Genomic DNA, 25,578 nt, shown 5'->3' on the forward strand with positions numbered 1-25,578 from the left:
TATTTGACCTCTCTCTCACTTTTCAAAAAACGTTCGCTTGATGGGTTCTAAGCTACCACGTTACCGGTAACATGTTACCGGTAACGTTTCGCAATGTGAAGTGCAGCACAGAAATGTGCAGAACAACAACTAGAACCATTTGAGGACAACTTTATGGACGGAGCAATGAACACACCCGATGTCGCCTACCTGCTCTCGGTAGCGGGCGGAGCCATTGTCATGCTGCTGGTGCTGATCATGCGATTCAAGGTACATGCCTTCGTGGCATTGACCCTGGTCAGCATGCTGACGGCCCTGGCCACCGGGGTCACCTATGACCAGGTGATACCCACCATGCTGACCGGCTTCGGCGGCACCCTGGCCTCGGTCGCGCTGCTGGTCGGCCTCGGCGCCATGATTGGCCGGATCCTGGAGATGACGGGGGGCGCCAAGGTACTGGCCGATACCCTGATCAACCGCTTCGGTTCCCACCGCGCCCCCTTCGCGCTCGGCATCGCTTCCCTGCTGTTCGGCTTCCCGATCTTCTTCGACGCCGGCCTCATCGTCATGCTGCCCATCATCTTCAGCGTGGCGAAACAGTTCGGCGGCTCCGTCCTCAAGTATGCCCTGCCCTCCGCCGGCGCCTTCGCGGTGATGCACGCCTTCCTGCCGCCCCACCCGGGCCCGGTGGCCGCCAGCGAACTGCTGGGCGCCAACATAGGCCTGCTCACCGTCGTGGGCCTGCTGGTCGCGCTGCCCACCTGGTACCTGGGCGCCTACCTGTTCGGCCTCTGGTCCGGCAAGAAGTTTGAACTGCCCCTGCCCCCGAGCTTCACCGCCAGCGCCGAGCAGATCTCCGACAAGGCGCCGAGCTTCGGCCAGGTGCTCTCCATCCTGCTGCTGCCGCTGGTGCTCATCTTCATGGATACCGGCCTCAACACCCTGGGCGTCATGGGCGTCATCGACAAGGGGGCCGACTGGGTGAACGTGCTGCGTATGGTCGGCAAGACCCCGGTGGCCCTGCTCATCACTGTGCTCTACGCCCTCTGGCTGTTCCGCCAGACCCAGGGCAAGGTGCAGCTCGAGAAGTTCTGCAACGACGCCCTGGCCCCGGTCTGCGCCGTCATCCTGGTGACCGGTGCCGGCGGCATGTTCGGCGGCGTGCTGCGGGCGAGCGGCATCGGCGCCGCCCTGGCTGACGTGCTCTCCGACACCGGCATGCCGGTGATCCTGGCGGCCTTCCTGGTGTCCGCCGCGCTGCGGGTCGCCCAGGGTTCCGCCACCGTGGCCCTGACCACCACCGCCGCCCTGATGGCGCCGACCGTGGCCGCCACCACAGGCCTGAGCGAGCTGGATCTGACCTTCATCGTCATCGCCATCGCCGGGGGCGCGACCGTGCTCTCCCACTTCAACGACTCCGGCTTCTGGCTGGTCAGCCGCTTCCTGAACATGGACGAGAAGACCACCCTCAAGACCTGGACCGTGATGGAGACGCTGCTCGGCACCATCGCCTTCCTCATCGTGGCCACGGCCAGCGCCATCCTGTAACGGGAACACATCGGGGCCGCATCCGTCGGCCCCGATGTGACTCTGCACCGACTTTTTACGGATTCTTGCTTGGGCCCATCGCCACAGATTGCTAGAATTGCCTATTCTTCGCCCCGAGTGGAACGCTTCATCCCGTGATTTCAGGCTTCTCTATGCATTCATCGGCACATTATCGACAGTTGCTGACCCGCTTACCCCAGATCGCGGTCGCCGCGGATCAGTTTCAGGTGCTCAGCAGCGCCAAGGACTTCAAGAGCCGGATCCTGTCGCTCATCGCCCATGCGACCCAGCGCATCTACCTGATCGCGCTCTATCTGCAGGATGACGAGGCGGGACGGGAGATCCTCTCCGCCCTCTATGCCGCCAAGCAGCGCAACCCCGCCCTCGACATCAAGGTGTTCGTCGACTTCCACCGCGCCCAGCGCGGCCTGATCGGCAAGGGCAAGCAGGGGGGCAACCACCTGATGTACCAGGCCATGGCCACCCGCCACCAACACCAGATCGAGATCTACGGCGTGCCGGTCAAGGGCCGCGAACTGCTCGGGGTGCTGCACCTCAAGGGCTTCATCTTCGACGACACCCTGCTCTACTCCGGCGCCAGCCTCAACGACATCTACCTGCACCAGCAGGAGCGCTACCGCTTCGATCGCTATCACCAGATCCACAGCCCGGCGCTGACTCGCAGCATGGTCAACTATGTGGATGACGTCTTCCTCGGCAGCGAGGCCGTCCAGCGGCTGGATCGCACCGGCATCCCCGGCGCCAAGCAGCTCAAGGGGCAGATCCGCCGCTTCAAGCAGCGCCTGCGCAACAGCCAGTACCGCTTCGAGAGCATCCCTGCCAACGCCCGGGAGGTCGCCGTGACCCCCATGGTGGGCCTGGGCAAGCGAGGCAACCAGCTCAACCGGATGATCCGCAATCTGGTGCGGGCCACCGAGCGGGAGATCTTCATCTGCACCCCCTACTTCAACCCCCCCAAGGAGTTGAACAAGGACGTGGAAGGGCTGCTCAGGCGCGGCTGCAAGGTGACCATAGTGGTGGGCGACAAGACCGCCAACGACTTCTTCATCCCGCCGGAGGAGAAGTTCTCCACCATAGGCGGCCTGCCCTATCTCTACGAGACCAACCTGCGCAAGTTTGCCGAACGCAACCAGCACCACATCGACAACGGCCGGCTCAACCTCATGCTCTGGTGTTGCGACAAGAACTCCTATCACCTCAAGGGGATCTTCGTGGACGAGGAGTGGGCCCTGCTCACCGGCAACAACCTCAACCCCCGTGCCTGGGCGCTGGATCTGGAGAACGGCCTGCTGGTGCACGACCAGCACCACCACCTGCGCGAGCGCTTCCAGCAGGAACGCGACTGCATCCTGGCCCATACCCGCCGCATCAGCCACTTCGACCAGATAGAGCAGATCAAGGACTACCCGGATCAGGTGCGCAAGCTGCTGGCCCGGATCCACAGGGTCAAGGCGCACCTGCTGCTCAAGCGCATCATCTGACCCGAACACAGCGCTTCCCCGTTCGTGACAAGGGCCTGCCATGTTCGGCAGGCCCTTGTCACATTCGGCCATCCTTGGCGACAACGCGGCTTGCATCGGGGCCGCAACAGCCCCTATCATCTGGACATATTTACAGTGTTTCCGGGCATCTAATTGATGAAATTGGATAAAATCTCCCTCGACAGCCTCAAGGGTGTCGGCAGCAAGATGCAGGAGAAGCTCGAGCGACTCGGGCTGGCCACGGTGCAGGATCTGCTGTTCCACCTCCCCCTGCGCTACGAGGACCGCACCCAGGTGTGGCCCATCGGCGATCTGCCGCCCGGCCTGCACGGCGCGGTCGAGGGCGAGATCCAGGACACCCAGCTGGTGATGGGGCGCCGCCGCATGCTGGTCTGCCGCATCGGCGACGGCACCGGCAGCCTGACCCTGCGCTTCTTCAATTTCACCGCCGCCCAGAAGAACAGCCTGGCCCCCGGCCGGTTGATCCGCTGCTTCGGCGAGGCCCGTCCCGGCAAGTACGGACTGGAGATGGCCCACCCCGAGTACAAGCTGCTCGGCGAGGAGCAGGCCGGCCAGACCGAAGAGGCCCTCACCCCCGTCTACCCGACCACGGAGGGGCTGCGCCAGCTCACCCTGCGCAGCCTCACGGATCAAGCCCTGGCCCAGCTCGATCTCCATGGCGTCGAAGAGCTGCTGCCCGCCGGCCTCTATCCCCAGCAGATCGATCTCGCCGCCGCCCTGAAACTGCTGCACCGCCCGCCCCCCTCGGTGACGCTGGCCCTGCTGGAGAGCGGCCAGCACCCGGCCCAGCAGCGGCTGGTGCTGGAGGAGCTGCTGGCCCACAACCTCTCGGTCCTCAAGGTGCGCGCTCAGGCACAGACCCAGCTGGCCCGCGCCCTCAAGCCGGCCCCCGCCCTGGTGGAGCAGCTGCTCGGCGCCCTGCCGTTCAGCCCCACCGGTGCCCAGAGCCGGGTGGTGGCCGAAATCAGCCGGGATCTGCAGCAGAGCCACCCCATGATGCGGCTGGTGCAGGGGGATGTGGGCTCCGGCAAGACCCTGGTGGCGGCATTGGCGGCGCTGCAGGCCATCGGCAACGGCTGCCAGGTGGGGTTGATGGCGCCGACCGAGCTGCTGGCCGAGCAGCACGCCATCAACTTCGCCAGGTGGCTGGAGCCGCTCGGCATCCAGGTCGGCTGGCTGGCAGGCAAGCAGAAGGGCAAGGCGCGGGAGGAGGCACTGGCCGCCATCGCCGATGGCAGCGTCAAGATGGTGGTGGGCACCCATGCCATCTTCCAGGAGCAGGTGGTGTTCCAGCGCCTGGCCCTGGTCATCATCGACGAGCAGCACAGGTTCGGGGTGCACCAGCGCCTCGCCCTGCGGGAAAAGGGGGAGCGTGAAGGCGTCCACCCCCACCAGCTCATCATGACCGCCACCCCCATCCCCCGCACCCTGGCGATGACCGCCTATGCGGACCTCGACACCTCGGTCATCGACGAGCTGCCGCCGGGGCGCACCCCCATCACCACGGTCGCCCTGCCGGACAGTCGCCGGGGAGACGTGATCGAACGGGTCAGGCTTGCCTGCGAGGAGGGCAAGCAGGCCTACTGGGTCTGTACCCTGATCGAGGAGTCCGAGGTGCTGGAGTGCCAGGCCGCCGAGGACACCGCCGCCGAGCTGCAAACCCTGCTGCCCGGTCTGCACATCGGCCTGGTGCACGGCCGGATGCGGCCGGTCGAGAAACAGCGGGTGATGGAGGAGTTCAAGGCGGGCATACTGCAACTGCTGGTCGCCACCACCGTCATCGAGGTGGGGGTGGATGTGCCCAATGCCAGCCTGATGATCATCGAGAACCCGGAGCGGCTGGGGCTGGCCCAGCTGCATCAGCTGCGCGGCCGGGTCGGGCGGGGGTCCGTGGCCTCCCACTGCGTGCTGCTCTACCACGCGCCGCTCTCCAAGACGGCCCAGAGCCGGCTCGGGGTGCTGCGGGAGACCAACGACGGCTTCCTGATCGCCCAGCGGGATCTGGAGCTGCGCGGCCCGGGGGAATTGCTCGGTACCCGCCAGACCGGCCTCGCCGACCTCAAGATCGCCGACCTAGTGCGCGACCAGCCGCTCATCCCTCAGGTGCAGAAGATGGCACGCTTCCTGATGGACAAGCACCCGGCGCATGTCGAGCCCTTGATCCGCCGCTGGCTGGGCCTGCGAGACCACTACTCCAATGCCTGACCTGCGGGATCACGCTGCCAACGCCTGATCACTCAACCAATACAGGAGGAAAGCGCTTATGAATTCCTGGCTGCGCGGCCTGCTCTACACCCTCGCCTTCCTGCTGCTCTTCGTCTGGGTCGGTCTCGGCCTGTTCGACGCCGAACGCGCCAAGGGGCCCATCGCCGACTGGCTCAGCCGGCAGACCGGCGTGCCTGTCAGCATAGGCCGGCTGGTGTTCAATCCCCTGCACCCCTACACCCTGCTGGCGGAGCAGGTGCGCTACGGGGATGCGGTGCAGCTGGAGAAGATCTATCTGGAGGTGGAGAGCATCGACTGGCTGAACCGGGACGTGCGCATCGCCCACCTGGACCTCATCCGTCCCGCCATCAAGCTGCCACTCCCGAACCAGTTGCCGACGCTGCCGGTACACTCCCTCACCATCGCCGACAGCACCATAGACAACCTGAACCTGCAGAGCGAGGCCCTGACCCTGCGCGGCCTGAGCGCCACCCTGAGCGATTGGGAGCTGATCGATCCGAGACGCCAGCCCCAGGTCAACCTGACCCTGGGCATCAACCAGCTGGAGACGCCCAGGTTCACCCTGGCCCGTCTCAGCCTCAAGGGGCGACTGGAGGGGCAGGTGCTGAGCACGGACAGGCTGAGCGCCAACCTGTTCGACGGCCTGCTCGAAACCGGCATGGTGCTGAACTGGCCAGAGCGCAGCCTGCAACTGCACGATCTCAAGGCAAGCGCCATGCGAGTCGAGCTCGGTGACATCCCGCCGGGTGAGTTCCCCCTGAACCGCATCACCCTGGACAGGGGCCAGCTTGCCCAGGTCAGCATCAATGCCATCGAGCAGGAGCTCTCCCTCAACAACTTCAACGGCCAGCTCACCGCCTTCGACTGGCAGGCGGGCAGTCGTCCGAGCGGTTATCTCGCCGGCACCCTGGGGGATCTGGGGCGAGGCCTGTTTCAGCTGGAGGCCATCGAGGGCAAGCTCGCCTTCTCGCCCCGACAGCTCGATGCCGAGCTGAGGGGCAAGGCCTATGAGGGGGAGTTCAGCCTGGATCTCGCCCTCGATCCCCAGCAGCAGAAGCTGACACTCAAGGAGCTGACGCTGAGCGGCATGGACATCAGCCTGCCGGATGGTTGGTGGCAGGATTGGCAGGGCTGGCGGCCGCAGCAGATCGACGTGCGCAAGCTGGCCTTCGACAGGCTCAAGGTACTCTCCTTCGACGATGCCCTGCCCCTCTCCCTGACCGGCTGGCAGTTCTATCTGAACGACCTCGCCCTGCGGGGCAATCAGCCGGCTCCCCTGCTGGGGCGAGCCAGGGTCGAGAGCACGTGGTTCGAGCTGGTGTGGGGCGGCCTCAGCGCCCGCAACGGCGAGCTGGATGGCGAGCTGACCCCCGGCACCTGGCAGCTCAACAAGCTGACCAGCAGCCTGCCGGACGAGGGTTCTCTCAGCCTCAGTGGCCAGTGGGGCAAGGCGCCCGGCCAGGATAGCCGCCTGCAACTGCAGGGCAAGCAGCTGGATCTGGAGCTGTGGGGCAAGCTGCTGCACGCCCCTGTGTCGCTCGCGGGCAAGGTGGATCTGGCGGCACAGCTGCAGGCCGACCTCAACGGGCAACCCGGCGAGGAGGTAGCCAACTGGCGCCGGACTCTCCAGGGCAGCCTGAGCCTGGAGAGCAGGGATCCCTTCTGGGACAAGGTCGGCATCGATCCCCTGCTGGATGCCTGGTTCAAGGAGCAGACCCCCCCCGCCCTGACGCCGCAGGCGCTGTGGCAGGCGATGCAGCGGGGAGACACCCCCTTCTATCACATCAGGCTGGACGCCAGGGCGGAGCAGGGCAAGGTGCGGATCGAGCGGGGCGGCGCCTCCACCATCACCCACCTGCTGGCGCTGCAGGGGGGCGTCGATCTCGCCGCCGACCAGTGGCAGCTGGACCTCGGGGTCCTGAACAAGCGGCGCTGCGCCGAGCTGCTGGCCCGCTGGCGCGGCCCCCTCGCGGATCCCGGCCTGGAGTGGCAGTTCCCTACCGGGCAGGAGGCCTGCGGCTGGGAGGCTGGCGTGCGCTACCCGGCACAGGGGCGCAGCGGCCCGCTCTGGCGACCGCAGGCACCGGCCCCCACCACCGCATCCCAATAACGAACAAGGCCTCGCGATGAGGCCTTGTGGTAGAGCGCGCGCGGGATCAGCGCCCGCCGCGCTTAATGGGCAGCACCACGTACTGACCGACGAATTCCACCGCCAGCTTGCGACCGCTGAACAGCTGGACCCGCAGGCTGAACTTGGCGGACTCCCCGCTCCTCAGCGGTTCGAGCACGGCGGGCATCCCCTCCCGGGCCACCCTGGCCTCAGGCTCCTCGCTCACGGGTCTGTAGTATTTGATGTTGCCCTCGGCCAACACGGTATCGCCCCCCAGGCCGGCTTCCTTGAGCTGCAACCAGATGAGGCCCCAGCCCGCCAGCACGCACTGGCTGTAGATGCTGCCGGCGAACATGGTGTCGTGAACGTTGAGGTTGGCCGCCAGGTTCGCCTTGAGGTGGAAGGTCTGGCCGTCGTAGTGGGTGATGTGCACCCCCATCTTCTCGCTGATGGGAATGCCCCGCGACCAGCGGGTGGTGAGGTCCTGGCACCACTCCGGGCGATACTGGATGGTCTGCAGCGGGCTCAGGGACTTGATCATCTGGCGGTGGGGAATGCGGCCGAAGGAGACAGGGCCTTCCCCCACTTCGAGAAATCCGCACTTGCGATAGAACTCCACCGCCTCCTGGCGGGCGTTCATCACCAGCCGCTTCACCTTCTCGTCGCGGGCCAGCTGCTCTAGATCCTCCACCATGCGGGCTCCCAGCCCCTGACCGCGGTACTCGGGGCGCAGCGCCATGAAGCGGATCTGGGCCTCGTCGCCACCGACGAAGAGCCGGCCCACGGCGATGGGGGTGCCATCCTCGGTGAGCATCAGCCGGTGAATGGCAACGCTGTCGTATTCGTCACGCTCGGAGCCCACGGGCAGGTTGAAGGGCTTGCGCAGAAGTTCCCAGCGCAACTGGTAATAGGCATCCAGCTCGGCTGCTGTTTGAGGAGTGACTACCCGGTACATAAAGCGATCCTTGAGTGTGCGCCGACGGACAGATTGAAAGGCTTGCGCACCCATGCCTCCCAGCGCAACTGACAATAGGCATCCAGCTCGGCTGCTGTTTGAGGAGTGACTACCCGATACATAAGGCGATCCTTGAGTGTGCGCCGACGGACAGATTGAAGGGCTTGCGCACCAATGCCTCCCCGCGCAACTGACAATAGGCATCCAGCTCCGCTGCTGTTTGAGGAATGACTACCCGATACATAAGGCGATCCTTGAGTTAGCGCCGACGGACAGATTGAAGGGCTTTCGCACCAATGCCTCCCCGCGCAACTGACAATAGGCATCCAGCTCCGCTGGCGTTTGGGGGGTGACCACCCGGTACATAGCGACATCCTTGAGTTACACTGGTCGAAAGCCATCTTGCCGTGCAAATTCATGGACTTCAATCTACAAGCGTACCAAGCCGATCACTTGTTGCACCTCAGTGTCAAACCCGCACGTCGCCTCTGTGTCCTGGAAAATGCCCGCCATCGCTGGCTGGAACTGGACGGCGTGGTGCAATCTGCCATGAGCCTCAGCCAGCCATCGCACCTCTGCCTGCCCCATCAGCGGAGCATCGCCGAACGCCTGCCGGAGCGGGCAGGCCGGATCCTGGAGCTGGGGCTGGGCGGGGGGGATCTTACCCGCCATCTGGCGGCACGCTGGCCCGAGGCTCGCCATGACTGCGTGGATCTGGACGACGAGATCCTCACCCTGTTCCAGCAGTTTTTCCTGCCCCCGACGGGAGGCACGCCACGGCTGCACCATGCCGATGCACTGCACTTCCTGCTGGAAAACCGGGAGCAGTACGATCTGGTGCTGCTGGACCTGTTCAGCCAGGACGGCAACCCCCTGCTGCTGTTCCAGACCCCGCTCTATCGGGCGCTGGCCCAGCGCCTGTGCGGCACCCTCATCGTCAACCTGCTGCCGCGCACCCGACTGGAGCAGGACCAGGCGCTGAAACTGGCGCGGGAGTGGATAGGCCCCACCACGGCCCACGGGGTGCCCGGCTATCGCAACGTCATCCTGCACGCCACCCGCCAGCAGGCGTAACGCCGGTCTGCGAGCCGTCAGTATTGGCCCTAGACCTGCAGCCAGAAGGTCACGGGCCCGTCGTTGAGCAGCCTCACCTTCATGTCGGCGGCGAAGCGGCCGGTCTCGGTCGGTACGCCCCCTTCCCTGGCCCGGGCCACGAAGTAGTCGTAGAGCCGCTCGGCCTCGCTCGGGTGCGCCCCGCCGGAGAAGCTGGGTCTCATCCCCTTCTGGGTGTCCGCTGCCAGGGTGAACTGGGAGACCACCAGCAGGCTGCCCCCAACCTGTCCCACGTTGAGGTTCATCTTGCCCTGCTCGTCGGAAAAGATGCGATAACCGCTCACCTTGTGCAGCAGCTTGTCGGCCTTGGCCTCGTCATCCCCCTGCTCCACCCCGAGCAGCACCAGCAGACCCTGGCCTATGGCCCCGGTCACCTCTCCTTCTACCGTCACGCTGGCCTCGCTGACCCGCTGAATCAGTGCAATCACCCGCAACTCCTTTGTCTTGTCAGAAACGCACGACCGCCCGAAGGCGGTCGTAGATGTTAGCAATAAGCGATGGGGTCAGCCCAGCTCCTCTGCGCCCGGCTTCTCGTATTCACCGAGGCAGGCGGTGGTCTCGGCCCCCAGCAACACCACCAGCCAGCTCAGATACACCCAGACGAACAGGATGGGGATGGTTGCCAGGGCACCATAGATGGCCTGGTAGGAGGGGAAGTTGGTGATGTAGATGGCGAAGCCACGTTTGGCCAGCTCGAACAGGGAGGCCGCCACCAGGGCGCCGATGAAGGCGTGGGTCAGCCGCACCCGGCAGTTCGGCACCACGGTATAGATCAGCAGGAAGGTGAGCACGGAGAAGAGGAACGGCAGGCTGCGCAGCAGCAGGTAACCGATGCCGAACAGGCTGTCCGCGGCGAACAGCTTGAGGGAGAGGATATAGGAGGAGATGGCGAGGCTGGCACCGATGAGCACGGGGCCCAGGGTCAGGATCATCCAGTACATGGCGAACGCCTGGGCCAGGGGCCGACTCCGGGTCGAACGCCAGATGTAGTTGAGGTTCTTGTCGATGGCCGAGATGAGCATGAGCGCCACCACGATCAGGGCGCCGATGCCGACCGCCGTGGTGTTGGTGGCGTTGGCCACGAAGCCGTCGATGTACTCCTTGAGCATCTCCCCGGCGGTGGGCACGAAGTTGTGGTAGACGAACTGCTCCATCCCCTGCTTCAGGCTCTGGAACACCGGAAAGGCCGACATCATGCCGAACACCACGGCGATCATGGGCACCAGGGAGAGCAGGGTGACATAGGCCAGGTAGCCCGCAGTGACCGTCAGCCTGTCCTGCTGGAAGCGGCCCCAGACGAACTGGGCGAAGTGGGCACCATCGTGGCGCAAGAAGGAGAGGAAGTGGGCCAGGCGGCCACGGATCTGCTGCTGCATCTTGATTCTCGTAAGCGTCGTCATGCAGACATTGTGTCAGATAGGGTGGCCATTTGACCACCCTAGCACCGGTCGGGGAAGTCCAGCCCGGGCGGGGTGGCAGCCCCGTTCCCGCCTTTTGGCCATAAAAAAAGAGGCCCGCAGGCCTCCTTCTATCGCTGATGCAGCGGATCAAGCACGACCGGCGCGCTTGCGGTCCAGCTCGGTCAGCAGCTTCTTGCGGATACGGATGCTCTTCGGCGTCACTTCCACCAGCTCATCGTTGTCGATGAACTCCAGGGCCTGCTCCAGAGACATGCGGATCGGCGGAGTCAGCACCTGGGCTTCGTCGGTACCGGAGGCACGCATGTTGGTCAGCTGTTTGCCCTTCAGGCAGTTCACGGTCAGATCGTTGGAGCGGGAGTGGATACCGATCACCTGGCCTTCGTACACCTCGGTCGCGTGACCGATGAACAGACGACCGCGGTCTTGCAGACCGAACAGGGCATAGGTCAGGGCCTTGCCGGTGGCGTTGGAGATCAGCACGCCGTTCTGGCGCTCACCGATGCTGCCACCCTTGTGCGGACCGTAGTGGTCGAAGGTGTGGTACAGCAGGCCGGTACCCGAGGTCAGGGTCATGAACTCGGTCTGGAAGCCGATCAGGCCACGGCTCGGGATCATGAAGTCGAGGCGGACACGACCCTTGCCATCCGGGGTCATGTTGGTCATTTCGCCCTTGCGCAGACCCAGTTGCTCCATGACGGAACCCTGGTGCGCTTCTTCCACGTCGACAGTGACGGTTTCGAACGGTTCTTGCAGTTCGCCATTCACGGTGCGCAGGATCACTTCCGGACGGGATACCGCCAGCTCGTAACCTTCGCGACGCATGTTTTCGATCAGGATGGAGAGGTGCAGCTCACCACGGCCGGAGACGCGGAACTTGTCCGGATCATCGGTCTCTTCCACGCGCAGGGCCACGTTGTGGACCAGTTCCTGGTTCAGACGCTCCAGGATGTTGCGGGAGGTGACGAACTTGCCCTCTTTGCCGGCGAACGGAGAGGTGTTGACCTGGAAGGTCATGTTCACGGTCGGCTCGTCAACGGAGAGCGGCGGCAGCGCTTCGACGGCACCGTTGTCGCAGATGGTGTCGGAGATCTTCAGCTCGCCCAGGCCGGTGATGGCGATGATGTCGCCCGCTTGCGCGTCGGCCACTTCGGTACGGGACAGGCCCAGGTAACCCAGCACCTGACCGACCTTGCCGTTGCGGGTCTTGCCGTCGGCACCGACCACGGTGACCTGCTGGTTGGTCTTGACGCGACCGCGGGTGATGCGGCCGATGCCGATGACGCCAACATAGGAGTTGTAGTCCAGCTGGGAGATCTGCATCTGGAAACCGCCGTCGGTGTCAGCAGCAGGAGCTTCCACGTTGTCGACGATGGCCTGGAACAGGGGTTCCATGTTGTCGGACTCGACATCTTGATCCAGGGTGGCCCAACCGTTCAGTGCAGAGGCGTAAACAACCTTGAAGTCCAGTTGCTCATCGGTGGCACCCAGGTTGTCGAACAGATCGAAGACCTGATCCATTACCCAGTCAGGACGCGCACCCGGACGGTCGATCTTGTTGATGACCACGATGGGCTTCAGACCCTGGGCGAACGCCTTCTGGGTCACGAAGCGGGTCTGCGGCATCGGGCCGTCGACGGCGTCGACCAGCAGCAGCACGGAATCGACCATGGAGAGCACGCGCTCTACTTCACCACCGAAGTCGGCGTGACCCGGGGTATCCACGATGTTGATGCGGTAGTCGTTCCAGCGGATCGCGGTGTTCTTGGCGAGAATGGTGATGCCACGTTCCCGTTCCAGATCATTGGAGTCCATGATCCGTTCCTGACCTTCGCTGGTGCGATCCAGGGTGCCGGATTGCTGCAGCAGCTTATCAACCAGCGTCGTCTTGCCGTGGTCAACGTGCGCAATAATCGCAATATTGCGTAAATTCTCTAACATTCTCGCCTCAAATCACCGGGTAAAATTGGGCGCTAATTGTACTCTCGCCTTTGTGATCTGCCTAGCAGAATTGCAACACATTCGCGCACGACAGGGGGTCGGGATCATGGACCCCGGGTCAAAAGCCTGCTTAGATGGCCTGGATACGCTGGCGCACCATCCTGGTGCACCAAAACGATCCAAGGTTGCACCACTTTAATGCAGCAACCGGCTTGAGAACGGGTGTCCCGACAGCCTGAAACGGTGCAAGTGCCCTGAAATCAAGCTGTCACAAACTTGGCACGATACTGGCTTATGTGAATACGACGACGCATTCACCCAAAGAGTTTTAACACCGGAGGTTACTTAGCATGTCAGCCCAGAACGTTTTGGCCCTGATCCAGGAACACGAAGTCAAGTTTGTTGATCTGCGTTTTACCGACACCAAGGGTAAAGAGCAGCATGTATCCATCCCTGCCCACCAGGTCGACGAAGACTTCTTCGAAGACGGCAAGATGTTCGATGGCTCCTCCATCGGCGGCTGGAAGGGCATCAACGAGTCTGACATGGTGCTGATGCCGGATGCGGCCTCCGCCAAGCTGGATCCCTTCACCGAAGAGACCACCCTGAACATCGTCTGTGACGTGCTCGAGCCTGCCACCATGCAGGGTTATGACCGCGACCCGCGCTCCATCGCCAAGCGCGCCGAAGATTTCCTGAAGTCCAGCGGCATCGCCGACACCGTGCTGTTCGGGCCGGAGCCGGAATTCTTCATGTTCGACAACATCACCTTCTCCAACACCATGGGCCACAGCTTCGTGAAGATCGAATCCGAAGAAGCTGCCTGGAACTCGGGTACCGAATACGAGCACGGCAACAAGGGTCACCGTCCCTTCGTCAAGGGCGGCTACTTCCCGGTTGCACCGGTTGACTCCTCCCAGGACATCCGTGCCGCCATGTGTCTGGTGCTGGAAGAGATGGGCCAGGTCGTCGAGGCTCACCACCACGAAGTGGCGACCGCCGGTCAGAACGAGATCGCGACCCGCTTCAACACCCTCACCCTGAAGGCTGACGAAGTCCAGGTTCTGAAGTACGTGATCCACAACGTGGCCCACGCCTACAACAAGACCGTCACCTTCATGCCGAAACCCATGTTCGGTGACAACGGCTCCGGCATGCACTGCCACCAGTCCCTGGCCAAAGACGGCGTCAACCTGTTCGCAGGCGACCTGTACGGCGGTCTGTCCGAGATGGCACTGCACTACATCGGCGGCATCATCAAGCACGCCAAGGCCATCAACGCCTTCGCCAACCCGACCACCAACTCCTACAAGCGTCTGGTGCCGGGCTATGAAGCCCCGGTCATGCTGGCCTACTCCGCCCGCAACCGCTCCGCGTCCATCCGCATTCCGGTTGTGCCGAGCCCGAAAGCCCGCCGCATCGAAGTACGCTTCCCGGATCCGGCTGCCAACCCCTACCTGGCCTTCGCAGCTCAGCTGATGGCCGGCCTGGACGGCATCATCAACAAGATCCATCCGGGCGATGCCATGGACAAGAACCTGTACGACCTGCCGCCGGAAGAGGCTGCCGAAGTACCGACCGTTGCCGGTTCCCTGGACGAGGCGCTGGCCGCCCTGGACGCAGACCGCGAGTTCCTGACCCGTGGCGGCGTGTTCAGCGACGACTTCATCAACTCCTACCTGGAGCTGAAGCAGCACGACGTAGACCGCGTCCGCATGACTCCGCACCCGCTGGAGTTCGAGCTGTACTACTCCGTCTAATCCGCATCCTAGTGACAAACCCGCCATCTGGCGGGTTTTTTCATTCAGGAGGCGGAAAACCATCGGGATGCTCGCAGTCCCCCGGCGGGGCCATCCCCACCTGACAGCACGGCTGTCATCAGACAACCGACTGTCGGCCCGATGGTTTTTTCTCTGATAGGATTAAGGTGAACCCCGTCAAGGAGAGATGGATGAACACTGCACCCTGGATGCTGAGCCTCTTGCTGATGGCCGCCTGCACCGCTCAGGCGGCCAGAGTCTACTCCTGGGTCGACCCCCAGGGGGTGACCCACTACACCGATGCCCCTCCCCCTGGCAAGAACGCGAAGGAAGTGGACATGCGGGTCTCGCCCCTCATCGGCACTTCCCCCCACTCGGTCCAGGTCGAGGATTTCAACCGCCTGACCGGCGTCGACGCCAGGAAGGCCCTGGAAGACGCCCCCCTGGAGATCGAGCTGCTCTCCCCCGAACCGGGCAGCACCCTGAGGGACAACACCGGCAACATCGTCTTCCAGGGTCAGGTCTCTCCCCAACCCCCGGCGCAATACGACGTGCGCCTGCTGCTGAACGGCAAGGCGGTCCCCATAGTCCACAACAGCCTGGCCATCCGGGTGGAAAACCTCGATCGCGGTGCCTACGAGGCGCGTCTCGAGCTGCTCGCCAAAGACGGTACGATCCTTGCTAAATCTAAACCAGCCACCTTTTACCTGCACAGAGCGACCGTGAATCAGGCTCCCAAGGCCACCCCCAAGGCCGATTAGGGTGATGTGACGCACCGATGCGGGTAAACTTGATGCACTACATTGGTGCATATCAGGTGTGCAGCACCGTTTTAGGGAGAAACCTGTGCCAACCCGCATGGATCACGCCAAGACACTCTTGGACAACCTGCTGACCGCCGTCATCCTGATGGATGAGCGGCTCTGCATTCAATTCGTCAACCCGGCGGCAGAACAGCTGCTTTCCCTCAGTGAGCGGCGACTCATCGGGATCGAGCTGCCCCACCTGCTGGAGCACATCTCCCTCGACCTGCAGCGCTTCAAGCAGTGCCTCATTTCGGGGCAGGGCTTCACCGACAGCGAAGTCACCCTGGTGGTGGAGGGGGAGCCCAGGCTGGTGGAGATAAGCGTCAGCCCCATGGCCGATCACGAGCAACGATTGATGGTAGTGGAGCTGCGCAAGATCGATCAGCAGAAGAAGATCAGCCAGGAGCTGCAGCAGCACGCCCAGCAACAGGCGGCGAAGGAGCTGGTGCGCGGCCTGGCCCACGAGATCAAGAATCCCCTCGGCGGCCTGCGCGGGGCGGCCCAGCTGCTGCAGAAGGAGCTGCCGGATCCGGCCCTGCGCGAATACACCGGCATCATCATCGAGCAGGCGGATCGCCTGCGGGTGCTGGTCGATCGCCTGCTCGGCCCCCAGCGGCCCGGACGTCACCAGATGCACAACGTCCACTCCGTGCTGGAACAGGTACGCCGCCTGGTGGATCTGGAGCTGCCGCCCCAGATCCGCATCGAGCGGGACTACGATCCCAGCATTCCCGAATTCGAGATGGAATCGGATCAGCTGCAGCAGGCGTTTCTCAACATAGTGCGCAATGCCGCCGAGGCCCTCGGGGATCAGGCCGGGCTCATCCGCATCAAGACCCGCACCGCCTTCCAGATCACCATCCACGGCCAGCGCTACCGCCTGGCGGCCGAGATCAAGATCATCGACAACGGCCCCGGCATTCCCGACGCCATTCGCGACACCCTCTTCTATCCCATGATCACCGGCAAGGAGGGGGGGACCGGCCTCGGCCTCTCCATCGCCCAGAATCTGATCGATCAGCACAAGGGGCGCATCGACTGCATCAGCTGGCCCGGCCATACCGAATTCACCATCTATCTACCACTTCGCAAGTAAGGGAACCTCATGACAGCAAAAGTGTGGATCGTCGATGACGACAGTTCTATCCGCTGGGTTCTGGAGCGCACCCTTGGCAGCGAAGGCTTCGAATGCGAGAGCTTCGCCGACGGCGAAGCCCTGCTGAGCTCCCTGGAGGTGCGTTCGCCGGACGTGATCCTCTCGGACATCCGCATGCCGGGCATCGACGGCCTGAGCCTGCTGGAGCAGATCCACCGCCGCCAGGCCGATCTGCCCATCATCATCATGACGGCGCACTCGGACCTCGACTCCGCGGTCAACGCCTACCAGCGCGGCGCCTTCGAATACCTGCCCAAGCCGTTCGACATCGACGAGGCGGTCAGCCTGGTGCGCCGTGCCGAGAACCACCTCAAGGAGCAGCGCACCAAGCGCAAGGCACGCCAGCAGGAGGCCACCACCACGCCCGAGATCATCGGTGAAGCCCCCGCCATGCAGGAGGTATTCCGCGCCATCGGCCGGCTGTCGCGCTCCAGCATCTCGGTGCTGATCAACGGCCAGAGCGGCACCGGCAAGGAGCTGGTCGCCCACGCCCTGCACAAGCACAGCCCCCGGGCCCACAAGAACTTCATCGCCCTCAACATGGCGGCCATTCCCAAGGATCTCATCGAATCCGAGCTGTTCGGCCACGAGAAGGGGGCCTTCACCGGCGCCAACAACATCCGCCACGGCCGCTTCGAGCAGGCCGACGGCGGCACCCTGTTTCTCGACGAAATAGGCGACATGCCGCTGGACGTGCAGACCCGGTTGCTGCGGGTGCTGGCGGACGGCCAGTTCTACCGGGTCGGCGGCCACCAGCCGGTGCAGGTGGACGTGCGGATCATCGCCGCCACCCACCAGAATCTGGAGAAACGGGTCGCCGACGGCGAGTTTCGGGAAGACCTGTTCCACCGCCTCAACGTCATCCGCATCCATATCCCCGCCCTCAAGGAGCGGCGGGAAGACATCCCCCAGCTCGCCCAGCACTTCCTGCTGCGCGCCGCCAAGGAACTGAACGTGGAAGCCAAGAGTCTGCACCCGGATACCCAGGCCTACATCAGCCGCCTGCCCTGGCCGGGCAACGTGCGCCAGCTGGAGAACGTCTGCCGCTGGTTGACGGTGATGGCCTCGGGCCAGGAGGTGCTGGTGAGCGATCTGCCCACCGAGCTGCTGACGCCCATCACCAGCACGGCGGAGCCGGGTCAGCCTGCCCTGACCGGCGGCTGGCAGCAGCAGTTGCAGGACTGGGTGGCCGCCAAGCTGGCCCTGGGCGAGACCGACATCCTGGCGGATGCCATGCCCCAGTTCGAACGGATCATGCTTGAGACGGCCCTGGATCACACCCACGGTCACAAGCAGGAGGCCGCCCGCCTGCTCGGCTGGGGCCGCAATACCCTGACCCGCAAGCTCAAGGAGCTCGACATTCCCTGAGTCTTCGGGAAAAACGATTCCCATCACGCCTTGAGGGAAAGCCTGACCAATCCGACCCCGTTTGCCTGCAAACGGGGTATCTTTTTCAGGCGTCCCGCCTAGAATGGCAGGCTTTCCAACCCGACTCGCAGAAGGTACCCCATGATTGACAGATCCCTCCCCCTGACCGACCTGCATCGCCATCTGGACGGCAACATCCGCCCGCAGATCATTCTCGAGCTGGGGCGTCAGCACAACGTCCAGCTGCCGGCCGATGAGCTGGAGACCCTGCGCCCCCACGTGCAGATCGTCGAGAACGAGCCGAGTCTGGTTGCCTTCCTGAAGAAACTGGACTGGGGCGTGGCCGTGCTGGCCGACTACGACGCCTGCCGCCGGGTGGCCTACGAGAACGTGGAAGATCTGCTGCGCGCCGGCATCGACTATGCGGAGCTGCGCTTCAGCCCGGCCTACATGGCGATGACCCACAAGCTGCACCCCCAGGGCGTGGTGGAAGCCATCGTTGACGGCGTGGTCGCCGGCAGCCGCGACTTCGGCATCAAGACCAACCTCATCGGCATCATGAGCCGCACCTTCGGCACCGAGCAGTGCCGCACCGAGCTGGACGCCTGCCTAGCCCTGCGCGACAAGCTGGTTGCCATCGATCTGGCCGGCGACGAGCTGGGCTTCCCGGGGGAGCTCTTCACCGACCACTTCCGCCGGGTGCGGGATGCGGGGATGCGCGTGACGGTGCACGCCGGTGAGGCGGCCGGCCCGGAGAGCATGTGGCAGGCCATTCGCGATCTCGGTGCCGAGCGCATCGGTCACGGCGTCAAGGCGATCCAGGACCCGGCTCTGATGGCCTATCTGGCAGAGCACCGCATCGGCATCGAGTCCTGCCTCACCTCCAACCTGCAGACCACCACGGTGGCGAGCCTCGCCGAGCACCCCATCCGCCAGTTCCTGGCCGCCGGTGTGCTGGCCTGCCTCAACACCGACGATCCCGCAGTCGAAGGCATTGACCTTCCCCACGAGTACGAGGTGGCCGCACCGGCCGCCGGCATGACCCCAGGCGAGATCCGCACCGCCCAGCAGAACGGCCTGACCCTGGCCTTCCTGAGCGATGGCGAGAAGGCCGAGCTGAGCGCCCGCGCCGCCCGCCGCTAAATCCCGACCCGCCCAATAAAAAAACCGCCGAGAGGCGGTTTTTTTATTTTCCAACGACATCGACCGGCTTAGATCACCCGGGAGAACTGCTGCTGGCGCGCCTTGCTGCGCAGGTAGACGTCGAAGCACATGCAGATGTTGCGGATCAGCAGCTGGCCGGTGGAGACCACCTCCAGCCCCTCGTCCGTCATGCGCACCAGACCGTCGTCGACGAAGGTCTGCAGCAGTTTGAGATCCTCGGCAAAGTACTCCCTGAACACCAGGCCGTGGGCCTGTTCGACGGCGGCGAAGTTCAGGGAGAAGTCGCAGATGAGGCGCTTGATCACCTCGCGGCGGATCAGGTCATCCCGGTTGAGGGAGCACCCCTTCCACTGGGCATGGCCCAGCGCATCCACCTGGGCGTAATAGGCCTTGAGCTCTTTCTGGTTCTGGGAATAGGCATCGCCGATCATGCTGATGGAGGAGACCCCCAGCCCCAGCAGATCGCAATCTCCCTGGGTGGTATAGCCCTGGAAGTTGCGGTGCAGCTTGCCCTCGCGCTGGGCCACCGCCAGCTCGTCGTCCGGCTTGGCAAAGTGGTCCATGCCGATGAACTGATAGCCCCGGCCGGTGAGGAAGGCGATGGTGTCCTGCAGCATGGCCAGCTTCTCCCGGGGCGCCGGCATGTCCGCCTCTTTCAGCTTGTGCTGGGCGGCGAAGCGGCTCGGCAGGTGGGCATAGTTGAAGATGGAGAGGCGGGCCGGGTCGGTCTTGAGCACTTCCTCCAGGGTGTGATGGAAGCTCTCCCGGTTCTGGTGCGGCAGGCCGTAGATGAGATCCAGGTTGGTGGAACGGAATCCCAGCTCGCGGGCACGCTCCAGCATGGCGCGGATGAAGTCGTTGTCCTGCTCGCGGTTAACCGCGACCTGGACCGCCTTGTTGAAGTCCTGCACGCCGAGACTGATGCGGTTGAAACCGAGCTCCCGCAACACGTCCAGCATGGAGAGTTCGATCTCGCGCGGATCCACCTCTATGCTGATCTCCCCCTTCCCGGCGAAATGGAAATGTTCCCGCAACATGGCCATCAGGCGGCGAGTCTGGGGTTCATTCAGATAGGTGGGGGTACCGCCCCCCCAGTGCAGCTGGGTCACCAGACGGTGCTTGAACAGGGGGGCCTGCGCCTTGATTTCATGCTCGAGGTAATCGAGGTACTGATCGGCCTTGTGCTGGTGACGGGTGATCACCTTGTTGCAACCGCAGTAGTAGCAAAGCTTGTGACAGAAGGGGATATGCACGTAGAGGGACAGATTGCGGGCCGGATACTGCCCCGCGGCCTGGACGAAGTCCGGATAGCCGAAACTCTCGTTGAACTCAAGGGCTGTGGGATAGGAGGTATATCGCGGGCCACTGTAGTTATATTTCTCGATCAGGGCCTGATCCCACACAATCTGTTCTGCTTGCACGCTTGCTTCCCCTTTCTTTGTTATCCGTTCAGCGGCTTAACCGGAAATCCTTCAGCCTGGCGACATCCTGGAGGATCTGCGCCTCCAGCTCGGCCTCGTAGCCGCTGCGTTCGAGATCCATCTTCATCACTTCATTGCGCTTGAGGGCGCGCCGCGCCTCGTGGGTCGGCATCTCCTTGACCTTATCATAGAGGCCGTACAGACCGGGGAACTCGCTGGCAAAGGCGCGTCCCTCCTTGATCTGCAAGGCATCCAGCAGGTTGGTCAGCCGGATGGCGCCTTCGGAGTAGTCGCACTGGCCATCCCGCACCGCGTGGGCGATGACCCTGACGCTCTCGAGAATGCGCTCGTTGCGCGCCGCAATGGCTTGCTGCTGACCGTCGTGCTGGCGCTTGAGGCGGGCCAGCAGAGTGCCGGCATAGACAGCCAGCCCCAGCAAAATCAGGCCGCCCAACAGGGCGGCCAGCATCCATCCACTCATCACTTTTTCTTCGGCTCGGGTTTGGGCTCGGGCTGATAGTCCACCTGGGTGAAGCGCTCCCACAGCTCTTCCTCGGAGGCCGGCTCGCTCGATTCCTCATACTCGACGTTGTCGAAGTCACCGTCTTCATCTTCGTCGGTGTCTATGATGCCGAGCTCGTCCATCAGCTCCTGATAGCGATCGACACGCTGGTCGACCCAGGCCTGCTCGGCCGCATCCAGGGTTTCACCGGCATCGAGGCGATCCAGCAGGTCATTCAGGCGATCATCGTTCTCGATGGAGGCCAGTTCCTGCTCGGGCGTCATCACCAGCGTCTTCTCTTTGACAGCCTTGGGCGCCACCGGCTTGCTGCTCTTCTCATCCACGATGAGGGCGACGGGCTTGCGGGAACCAATGCGCGGATCCTTGGCTTGCTTGGTGCCACTCTTCTTGCCTGCCTGTTCGACCTGCTGGCGGGAGCCCGCCTTCAAGCCCTTGCGCTTGGCGGCGCGCTTGCGCTCACGACCTTCCTGGGCACTGGCATCTGATTCTTTGCGCTTGCCGGTAGGCTTGCGGGTGGGTTGTTTGGCCGACATGAATGACTCCGACAAATATCTGGATTGAAAACCCCCGGAGCGTGTCGTCCGGGGAGAATGCTGAGGCGGGGAACAGTAAATCTGGAACAAGAGTGGGATCCCGCACCAATTCGACCATCTTGGGTCGCTGAACACCGCAGGATCGGCATCCTCTGGGCATGTTGCTGGTATTTTGACACAGAATGCCTTGGCGGGTTAATGACCCAATAGAAAAAAGGCAGCCGAAGCTGCCTTGTTCCTGTCATGCGAGTCCCGATCCCTGGAGTCTCACCGCCTTGTCCCTGGGCGTACCGCTGCGCATCCTGTCGTTGGGTCTTCCTGACCCTTATTGGCCGATCCTGAATGTGCGTGTGCTTGTCTAACCCGTACTGGCGGCATCCTGCCTCCCACTGGGGTGGCTGCTTCCCGCAACCCCGCTCATCCCTGGCGGTCACCATCCTGGTCTTTGCATGCCTCGCTCATCACCTGCATGCCCTGAGTCAACATCCTGTCGCACCGGCGGCAGGTTGCATCCCGTCCGCCCGTTCAATCCATGTGCACAATGTAACAACTTCACCTGATGGTTCAATCTACCATAGATTCTTCCAAATAAAGATAAGTGTCACTTTTAAGATTAACCACCTGATAAATAAGCATAACGCAGTCAAATCACAAGACTTTTTCAGCCTCTTCCAACCATGGAAATGGAAGATCTCTTACAACAATGTTGGCGACTTTGATGAAGTGAGAGAAAAGTCAGAAAAAGAACAGGGAACCCTGTGGTTCCCTGCTTTTTCAAGATGATAGACTCCGAATATTATCAGTGCAGCCCTGCCACATATTTGGAGAGCGCCTCGATATCCTGATCCGTCAGCTTCTTGGCCACATCGCGCATCATGCCGTTGGGGTCATTGTCGCGGTTCGCCGAGCGGAAAGCGACCAGCTGAGCCTTGATATAGGCCGGATGCTGCCCCGACAGGCTGGGGTACTTGGCCTGCTCGACGCCGGAACCGCGCGGCCCATGACAGGCAGTGCAGGCGGCCAGACCGCGGCTCATGTCCCCGCCCATATAGAGTGCCTTGCCTGCGGCGACCACCTCGTCGGGCACGGCGATCGGGCTGACCTTCTGGCTGGAGAAGTAGGCGGCCAGGTCGTCCATGTCCTGATCGGACAGCGGCAGCGCCATGGGGCCCATGACAGGCGCAATCCGGCCAGTTTGGCCGGAAGCGGCAGCCTTCAGTTCAACTAATTGTTTTTTGATATATGATGCGTGCTGACCAGCAATCTTGGGATACATGTCGACTGGGCTGTTGCCGTCCGGTCCATGACAGGCCGCACAGACGGCAGCCTTGGTTTGTCCCGCAGCGGCATCGCCCTTGGCTTGTGCCATCCCAGTTACGCCAACCATCAGAGCAAGTGTAATGACTAGGTTCTTCATGGCGTTCCAACTTTCTCGTTATTAGGCTTCCAGATCCCATGCCGCCGAAGGCATGTTAAAATAAACGCGTTTAAGCGACGCCATTTTACACGATTTCACAAAAAAGTAACTCTATAACCCTCTCTCTCTATGGGGAATTTACGTTGGATACACAAACTCTGAATTTCAATAAGGTGCATTTTGTGACCAGCGCACCCGACATCCGCCACCTGCCACATGATGGGGGTGTCGAGATTGCGTTTGCCGGGCGTTCCAACGCGGGCAAATCCTCTGCATTGAATACCTTGACCAAGCACAAGAACCTGGCGCGGACCAGTAAGACACCGGGTCGCACCCAGCTGATCAACCTGTTTGAACTCGAACCGGGCAAGCGTCTGGTCGACCTGCCAGGCTACGGTTATGCGCAAGTCCCGCTGGAAATGAAGCTCAAGTGGCAAAAATCCCTGGCGGAATATCTGCAACGCCGGGAGTCCTTGAAGGGGCTGGTCATCCTGATGGACATTCGCCACCCGCTCAAAGAGACCGACATGAACATGCTGGAGTGGAGTTCGCACCGTGAGCTGCCGGTGATGCTGCTGCTGACCAAGGCCGACAAGCTGAGCCCGGGCCCCCGCAACAATCAGGTGATCAAGGTCCGCCAGGCGGTGGCTGAACTGGGTCCGCAGATCCAGGTTGAGGCCTTCTCCTCCCTGACCAATATCGGCGTCGAGAAGCTGGCTCAGACATTGAGTGGCTGGTACCAGTCCAATGCCGATACCTCTCCGGCAGAGGCAGACGAGGACCATCAGGCCGAGGAGTAAACAGCGCCTCCTCTTGCTGCAATGAGCGGAGTTCCCCCTCCGCTGATTGAAAGACTTTCAGTGTCACCCCGCCCAGACCAGTCTCTCCCGCCTTTCCTCCCATGCTGCATCCAATGACAATAAAATCACTCAAAATCAATCACATTGACAGTTAAGACGCGTAGTGAATTAACTTTTCTCATCCTTGACACCGTTTTCATTCTTTCAGTCGCAGCAAGCTGACAATAGGATTGTCACAAACGAAACTGAAACTTTATTACCGAATCATATCTTGAAGGGATAAAAATGAGGCCAGTCTCGCAGCAGCGGACCGGCCTGAAGAAATGCGTTCAAAAAATTGGGAAAAAGCGAGTTCTCGAGAACAAAGACGATTGGTTTTCCTCAAGAAACACCCTCATTCTAACAAAAGGCCACACAAACTAAAGCATTTACTCTAATCAAAACGCATAAAAAAACGCCCCGACGATGACTCATCGGGGCTGCTATTCAGCCACATTCAATTACGTGAAATAAAAGGTCTGAAAGATAGAACATCTTACCTCTGTACCCTACGCCGACAACTGTACAGCAAAGCAGCAGAAAGTGAAAGTAATTTATGTAATTTAGTTTCACGGAAAGTAACTGAGGAAAATCTATATATTTTTCATGCAGATAAAAAAATCCCCAGTATGAATACCGGGGAGTTATAAAGGTGACTAGCTAGCACTTCCTCAACTATCTAATTAGTCAGCACCATTGCGAACTAGTTCCGCTGCTTTGAGAAAAAACTTGAAAAAGGCACAGCAAGTAGCTGATGGAAGACATAAAGCATTGTTACTAATGGATTTTTCTATAAAAACAATCTGGTCTTTTGCTTAAAGATGCTCCGTATGGGAGCCCCATTTCGCTACATACGAGCCCCATCTTGCGCATCTACTGTGCCGGGCCCCTCTGCCAGCCAGACCCGGTTGCTTCGAGAGCAGTCCCAACGCCCCGGCAAACCGGCTTACAGCCCCCCCAGGTTGCGCTTCAGCTCTCTCAATACCTGCTTGGTGCCGGGCCGGATGCCACGCCACACGGTGAAGGCTTCGGCAGCCTGCTCCACCAGCATGCCGAGCCCGTCCATGGTCTGACGCGCCCCCTGACGTTTGGCCCAATCGATAAAGGCCGTGTCCGTCGCACCATACATCATGTCGTAGATGGCAATATCGGCGTGAATGAGAGCGGGAGCCAGGGGCGGCAACTCCCCCTGCAGGCTGGCAGAGGTCGAGTTGATGATGAGGTTGAACCGGCCCGCCAACTGCTCATAGGGCTGGGCACTGACTGGCCCCAAATCATGAAACTCAGCCGCCAATTGCTCTGCCTTGGCATGGGTGCGGTTGACGATGACCAGTTCGCCCGGCTTTTCGGCCAGCAGGGGGGCCAGCGCACCGCGGGCGGCGCCGCCCGCTCCCAGTAGCAGGATCCGGCGCCCTTCCAACGCCACACCATGGGACTTCAGATCGGCCACCAACCCGGCACCGTCGGTGTTATCTCCGAGCAGCACACCGTCATCGGTCAGCTTGATGGTGTTGACGGCCCCCGCCCGCAGGGCCCTTGGACTCAACCGGTCGACCAGGGCGAATGCCTGCTCCTTGAAGGGAACCGTCACGTTGCACCCTTTGCCTCCCTGGGCAAAGAAGTGGCGCAGGGCAGTGGCAAACTCATCGACGGCCGGTTCGGCCAGCCCATACTCCAGTGCCTGCTGGGTCTGTCTGGCGAACAGGGTGTGAATGAAAGGGGACTTGCTGTGGCGCACCGGGTGGCCAAAAACCAGATAACGATCCATCGGAGAATTC

The 25,578-nt window shown here is 62.3% G+C and carries 21 protein-coding genes and 2 pseudogenes; 12 read left to right on the top strand and 11 right to left on the bottom strand.

What is annotated here, in order from left to right; all coding sequences use genetic code 11:
* Positions 1 to 165 precede the first annotated feature (165 nt).
* From AB5Y72_RS10615 to AB5Y72_RS10630, 4 genes are all read left to right on the top strand, one after another.
* Positions 166 to 1,527, top strand: coding sequence for a GntP family permease (locus AB5Y72_RS10615; RefSeq protein ID WP_254203742.1), 1,362 nt, complete (start codon positions 166 to 168; stop codon positions 1,525 to 1,527).
* 152 nt (positions 1,528 to 1,679) lie between these two features.
* A complete protein-coding gene (gene pssA / locus AB5Y72_RS10620) occupies positions 1,680 to 3,029 on the top strand; it encodes a CDP-diacylglycerol--serine O-phosphatidyltransferase (protein ID WP_219143324.1) in 1,350 nt (449 codons plus the stop codon).
* 156 nt (positions 3,030 to 3,185) lie between these two features.
* Complete coding sequence (gene recG, locus AB5Y72_RS10625; RefSeq protein WP_325783357.1) at positions 3,186 to 5,255, top strand: ATP-dependent DNA helicase RecG; 2,070 nt, start codon at positions 3,186 to 3,188, stop codon at positions 5,253 to 5,255.
* 58 nt (positions 5,256 to 5,313) lie between these two features.
* Entirely contained in the window at positions 5,314 to 7,386 is a 2,073-nt protein-coding gene (locus AB5Y72_RS10630; protein ID WP_368198981.1) for an AsmA-like C-terminal region-containing protein, read from the top strand.
* A gap of 46 nt (positions 7,387 to 7,432) precedes the next feature.
* On the opposite strand, the gene AB5Y72_RS10635 is transcribed toward AB5Y72_RS10630, so the two are convergent.
* The 3 genes and pseudogenes from AB5Y72_RS10635 to AB5Y72_RS10645 form a co-directional block, all read right to left on the bottom strand.
* Entirely contained in the window at positions 7,433 to 8,341 is a 909-nt protein-coding gene (locus tag AB5Y72_RS10635; protein ID WP_042078399.1) for a bifunctional GNAT family N-acetyltransferase/hotdog fold thioesterase, read from the bottom strand.
* 139 nt (positions 8,342 to 8,480) lie between these two features.
* Positions 8,481 to 8,585: pseudogene (locus AB5Y72_RS10640) on the bottom strand (GNAT family N-acetyltransferase); the annotation flags it as partial.
* A 17-nt stretch (positions 8,586 to 8,602) separates the two neighbouring features.
* Positions 8,603 to 8,707: pseudogene (locus AB5Y72_RS10645) on the bottom strand (GNAT family N-acetyltransferase); the annotation flags it as partial.
* Between the two features lie 51 nt (positions 8,708 to 8,758).
* Here AB5Y72_RS10645 and AB5Y72_RS10650 point away from each other — a divergent pair.
* Positions 8,759 to 9,415: a methyltransferase domain-containing protein gene (locus tag AB5Y72_RS10650; protein WP_325783354.1), complete on the top strand. Its 657-nt coding sequence runs from the start codon at positions 8,759 to 8,761 to the stop codon at positions 9,413 to 9,415.
* 29 nt (positions 9,416 to 9,444) lie between these two features.
* On the opposite strand, the gene dtd is transcribed toward AB5Y72_RS10650, so the two are convergent.
* From dtd to typA, 3 genes are all read right to left on the bottom strand, one after another.
* A complete protein-coding gene (gene dtd, locus AB5Y72_RS10655; RefSeq protein ID WP_042078397.1) occupies positions 9,445 to 9,882 on the bottom strand; it encodes a D-aminoacyl-tRNA deacylase in 438 nt (145 codons plus the stop codon).
* Positions 9,883 to 9,957: 75 nt separating this feature from the next.
* Positions 9,958 to 10,830, bottom strand: a complete 873-nt coding sequence (locus tag AB5Y72_RS10660) for a virulence factor BrkB family protein (protein WP_042078396.1) — start codon at positions 10,828 to 10,830, stop codon at positions 9,958 to 9,960.
* 171 nt (positions 10,831 to 11,001) lie between these two features.
* Positions 11,002 to 12,813: a translational GTPase TypA gene (typA, locus tag AB5Y72_RS10665; RefSeq protein ID WP_042078394.1), complete on the bottom strand. Its 1,812-nt coding sequence runs from the start codon at positions 12,811 to 12,813 to the stop codon at positions 11,002 to 11,004.
* 350 nt (positions 12,814 to 13,163) lie between these two features.
* Between typA and glnA the strand changes: the two genes are divergently transcribed.
* The 5 genes from glnA to add all read left to right on the top strand — a co-directional run bounded on the left by glnA (position 13,164) and on the right by add (position 19,046).
* The gene (gene glnA, locus AB5Y72_RS10670) at positions 13,164 to 14,573 is read left to right on the top strand and encodes a glutamate--ammonia ligase (RefSeq protein WP_042078393.1); all 1,410 of its coding nucleotides are present in this window, start codon (positions 13,164 to 13,166) and stop codon (positions 14,571 to 14,573) included.
* A gap of 191 nt (positions 14,574 to 14,764) precedes the next feature.
* Positions 14,765 to 15,334 carry a DUF4124 domain-containing protein gene (locus AB5Y72_RS10675; protein WP_219143323.1) on the top strand — a complete coding sequence of 190 codons (570 nt, stop codon included), beginning with the start codon at positions 14,765 to 14,767 and terminating at the stop codon, positions 15,332 to 15,334.
* An 85-nt stretch (positions 15,335 to 15,419) separates the two neighbouring features.
* The gene (gene glnL / locus AB5Y72_RS10680) at positions 15,420 to 16,475 is read left to right on the top strand and encodes a nitrogen regulation protein NR(II) (protein WP_042078391.1); all 1,056 of its coding nucleotides are present in this window, start codon (positions 15,420 to 15,422) and stop codon (positions 16,473 to 16,475) included.
* Between the two features lie 9 nt (positions 16,476 to 16,484).
* Entirely contained in the window at positions 16,485 to 17,903 is a 1,419-nt protein-coding gene (gene glnG, locus AB5Y72_RS10685) for a nitrogen regulation protein NR(I) (protein ID WP_042078390.1), read from the top strand.
* 141 nt (positions 17,904 to 18,044) lie between these two features.
* Entirely contained in the window at positions 18,045 to 19,046 is a 1,002-nt protein-coding gene (add, locus tag AB5Y72_RS10690; RefSeq protein WP_368198983.1) for an adenosine deaminase, read from the top strand.
* A gap of 68 nt (positions 19,047 to 19,114) precedes the next feature.
* Here the strand turns inward: add and hemN are convergent, their stop codons facing one another.
* From hemN to yihI, 3 genes are read right to left on the bottom strand one after another with little or no spacing between them, the layout of a single operon-like run.
* The gene (hemN, locus tag AB5Y72_RS10695) at positions 19,115 to 20,488 is read right to left on the bottom strand and encodes an oxygen-independent coproporphyrinogen III oxidase (protein WP_219143321.1); all 1,374 of its coding nucleotides are present in this window, start codon (positions 20,486 to 20,488) and stop codon (positions 19,115 to 19,117) included.
* 28 nt (positions 20,489 to 20,516) lie between these two features.
* Positions 20,517 to 20,957 (bottom strand): DUF2489 domain-containing protein, encoded by a 441-nt coding sequence (locus AB5Y72_RS10700; RefSeq protein WP_042078385.1) that lies wholly within the window; start codon positions 20,955 to 20,957, stop codon positions 20,517 to 20,519.
* A gap of 11 nt (positions 20,958 to 20,968) precedes the next feature.
* Positions 20,969 to 21,544, bottom strand: coding sequence for a Der GTPase-activating protein YihI (gene yihI, locus AB5Y72_RS10705; RefSeq protein ID WP_325783353.1), 576 nt, complete (start codon positions 21,542 to 21,544; stop codon positions 20,969 to 20,971).
* 354 nt (positions 21,545 to 21,898) lie between these two features.
* Here yihI and AB5Y72_RS10710 point away from each other — a divergent pair, with 354 nt between their 5' ends.
* Entirely contained in the window at positions 21,899 to 22,327 is a 429-nt protein-coding gene (locus tag AB5Y72_RS10710) for a hypothetical protein (RefSeq protein ID WP_325783351.1), read from the top strand.
* Positions 22,328 to 22,343: 16 nt separating this feature from the next.
* Here AB5Y72_RS10710 and AB5Y72_RS10715 read toward each other — a convergent pair whose 3' ends face one another.
* Positions 22,344 to 22,961 (bottom strand): cytochrome c, encoded by a 618-nt coding sequence (locus tag AB5Y72_RS10715; RefSeq protein WP_042078382.1) that lies wholly within the window; start codon positions 22,959 to 22,961, stop codon positions 22,344 to 22,346.
* A gap of 143 nt (positions 22,962 to 23,104) precedes the next feature.
* Here AB5Y72_RS10715 and yihA point away from each other — a divergent pair, with 143 nt between their 5' ends.
* Positions 23,105 to 23,761: a ribosome biogenesis GTP-binding protein YihA/YsxC gene (yihA, locus tag AB5Y72_RS10720; RefSeq protein WP_042078381.1), complete on the top strand. Its 657-nt coding sequence runs from the start codon at positions 23,105 to 23,107 to the stop codon at positions 23,759 to 23,761.
* Positions 23,762 to 24,746: 985 nt separating this feature from the next.
* On the opposite strand, the gene aroE is transcribed toward yihA, so the two are convergent.
* The gene (gene aroE, locus AB5Y72_RS10725; RefSeq protein WP_325783350.1) at positions 24,747 to 25,568 is read right to left on the bottom strand and encodes a shikimate dehydrogenase; all 822 of its coding nucleotides are present in this window, start codon (positions 25,566 to 25,568) and stop codon (positions 24,747 to 24,749) included.
* Positions 25,569 to 25,578 lie beyond the last annotated feature (10 nt).

Origin of the sequence: Aeromonas sp. R7-4 (genome assembly GCF_040908055.1) — a bacterium.
GTDB lineage: Bacteria > Pseudomonadota > Gammaproteobacteria > Enterobacterales > Aeromonadaceae > Aeromonas > Aeromonas sanarellii.

Bases quoted from the DNA above. Each gene is read 5' to 3' on its own strand.
- AB5Y72_RS10615 (WP_254203742.1), top strand. From the start codon at position 166: ATGAACACACCCGATGTCGCCTACCTGCTCTCGGTAGCGGGCGGAGCC.
- pssA (WP_219143324.1), top strand. From the start codon at position 1,680: ATGCATTCATCGGCACATTATCGACAGTTGCTGACCCGCTTACCCCAG.
- recG (WP_325783357.1), top strand. From the start codon at position 3,186: ATGAAATTGGATAAAATCTCCCTCGACAGCCTCAAGGGTGTCGGCAGC.
- AB5Y72_RS10630 (WP_368198981.1), top strand. From the start codon at position 5,314: ATGAATTCCTGGCTGCGCGGCCTGCTCTACACCCTCGCCTTCCTGCTG.
- AB5Y72_RS10635 (WP_042078399.1), bottom strand. From the start codon at position 8,341: ATGTACCGGGTAGTCACTCCTCAAACAGCAGCCGAGCTGGATGCCTAT.
- AB5Y72_RS10650 (WP_325783354.1), top strand. From the start codon at position 8,759: ATGGACTTCAATCTACAAGCGTACCAAGCCGATCACTTGTTGCACCTC.
- AB5Y72_RS10660 (WP_042078396.1), bottom strand. From the start codon at position 10,830: ATGCAGCAGCAGATCCGTGGCCGCCTGGCCCACTTCCTCTCCTTCTTG.
- typA (WP_042078394.1), bottom strand. From the start codon at position 12,813: ATGTTAGAGAATTTACGCAATATTGCGATTATTGCGCACGTTGACCAC.
- glnA (WP_042078393.1), top strand. From the start codon at position 13,164: ATGTCAGCCCAGAACGTTTTGGCCCTGATCCAGGAACACGAAGTCAAG.
- AB5Y72_RS10675 (WP_219143323.1), top strand. From the start codon at position 14,765: ATGAACACTGCACCCTGGATGCTGAGCCTCTTGCTGATGGCCGCCTGC.
- glnG (WP_042078390.1), top strand. From the start codon at position 16,485: ATGACAGCAAAAGTGTGGATCGTCGATGACGACAGTTCTATCCGCTGG.
- add (WP_368198983.1), top strand. From the start codon at position 18,045: ATGATTGACAGATCCCTCCCCCTGACCGACCTGCATCGCCATCTGGAC.
- AB5Y72_RS10700 (WP_042078385.1), bottom strand. From the start codon at position 20,957: ATGCTGGCCGCCCTGTTGGGCGGCCTGATTTTGCTGGGGCTGGCTGTC.
- yihI (WP_325783353.1), bottom strand. From the start codon at position 21,544: ATGTCGGCCAAACAACCCACCCGCAAGCCTACCGGCAAGCGCAAAGAA.
- AB5Y72_RS10715 (WP_042078382.1), bottom strand. From the start codon at position 22,961: ATGAAGAACCTAGTCATTACACTTGCTCTGATGGTTGGCGTAACTGGG.
- aroE (WP_325783350.1), bottom strand. From the start codon at position 25,568: ATGGATCGTTATCTGGTTTTTGGCCACCCGGTGCGCCACAGCAAGTCC.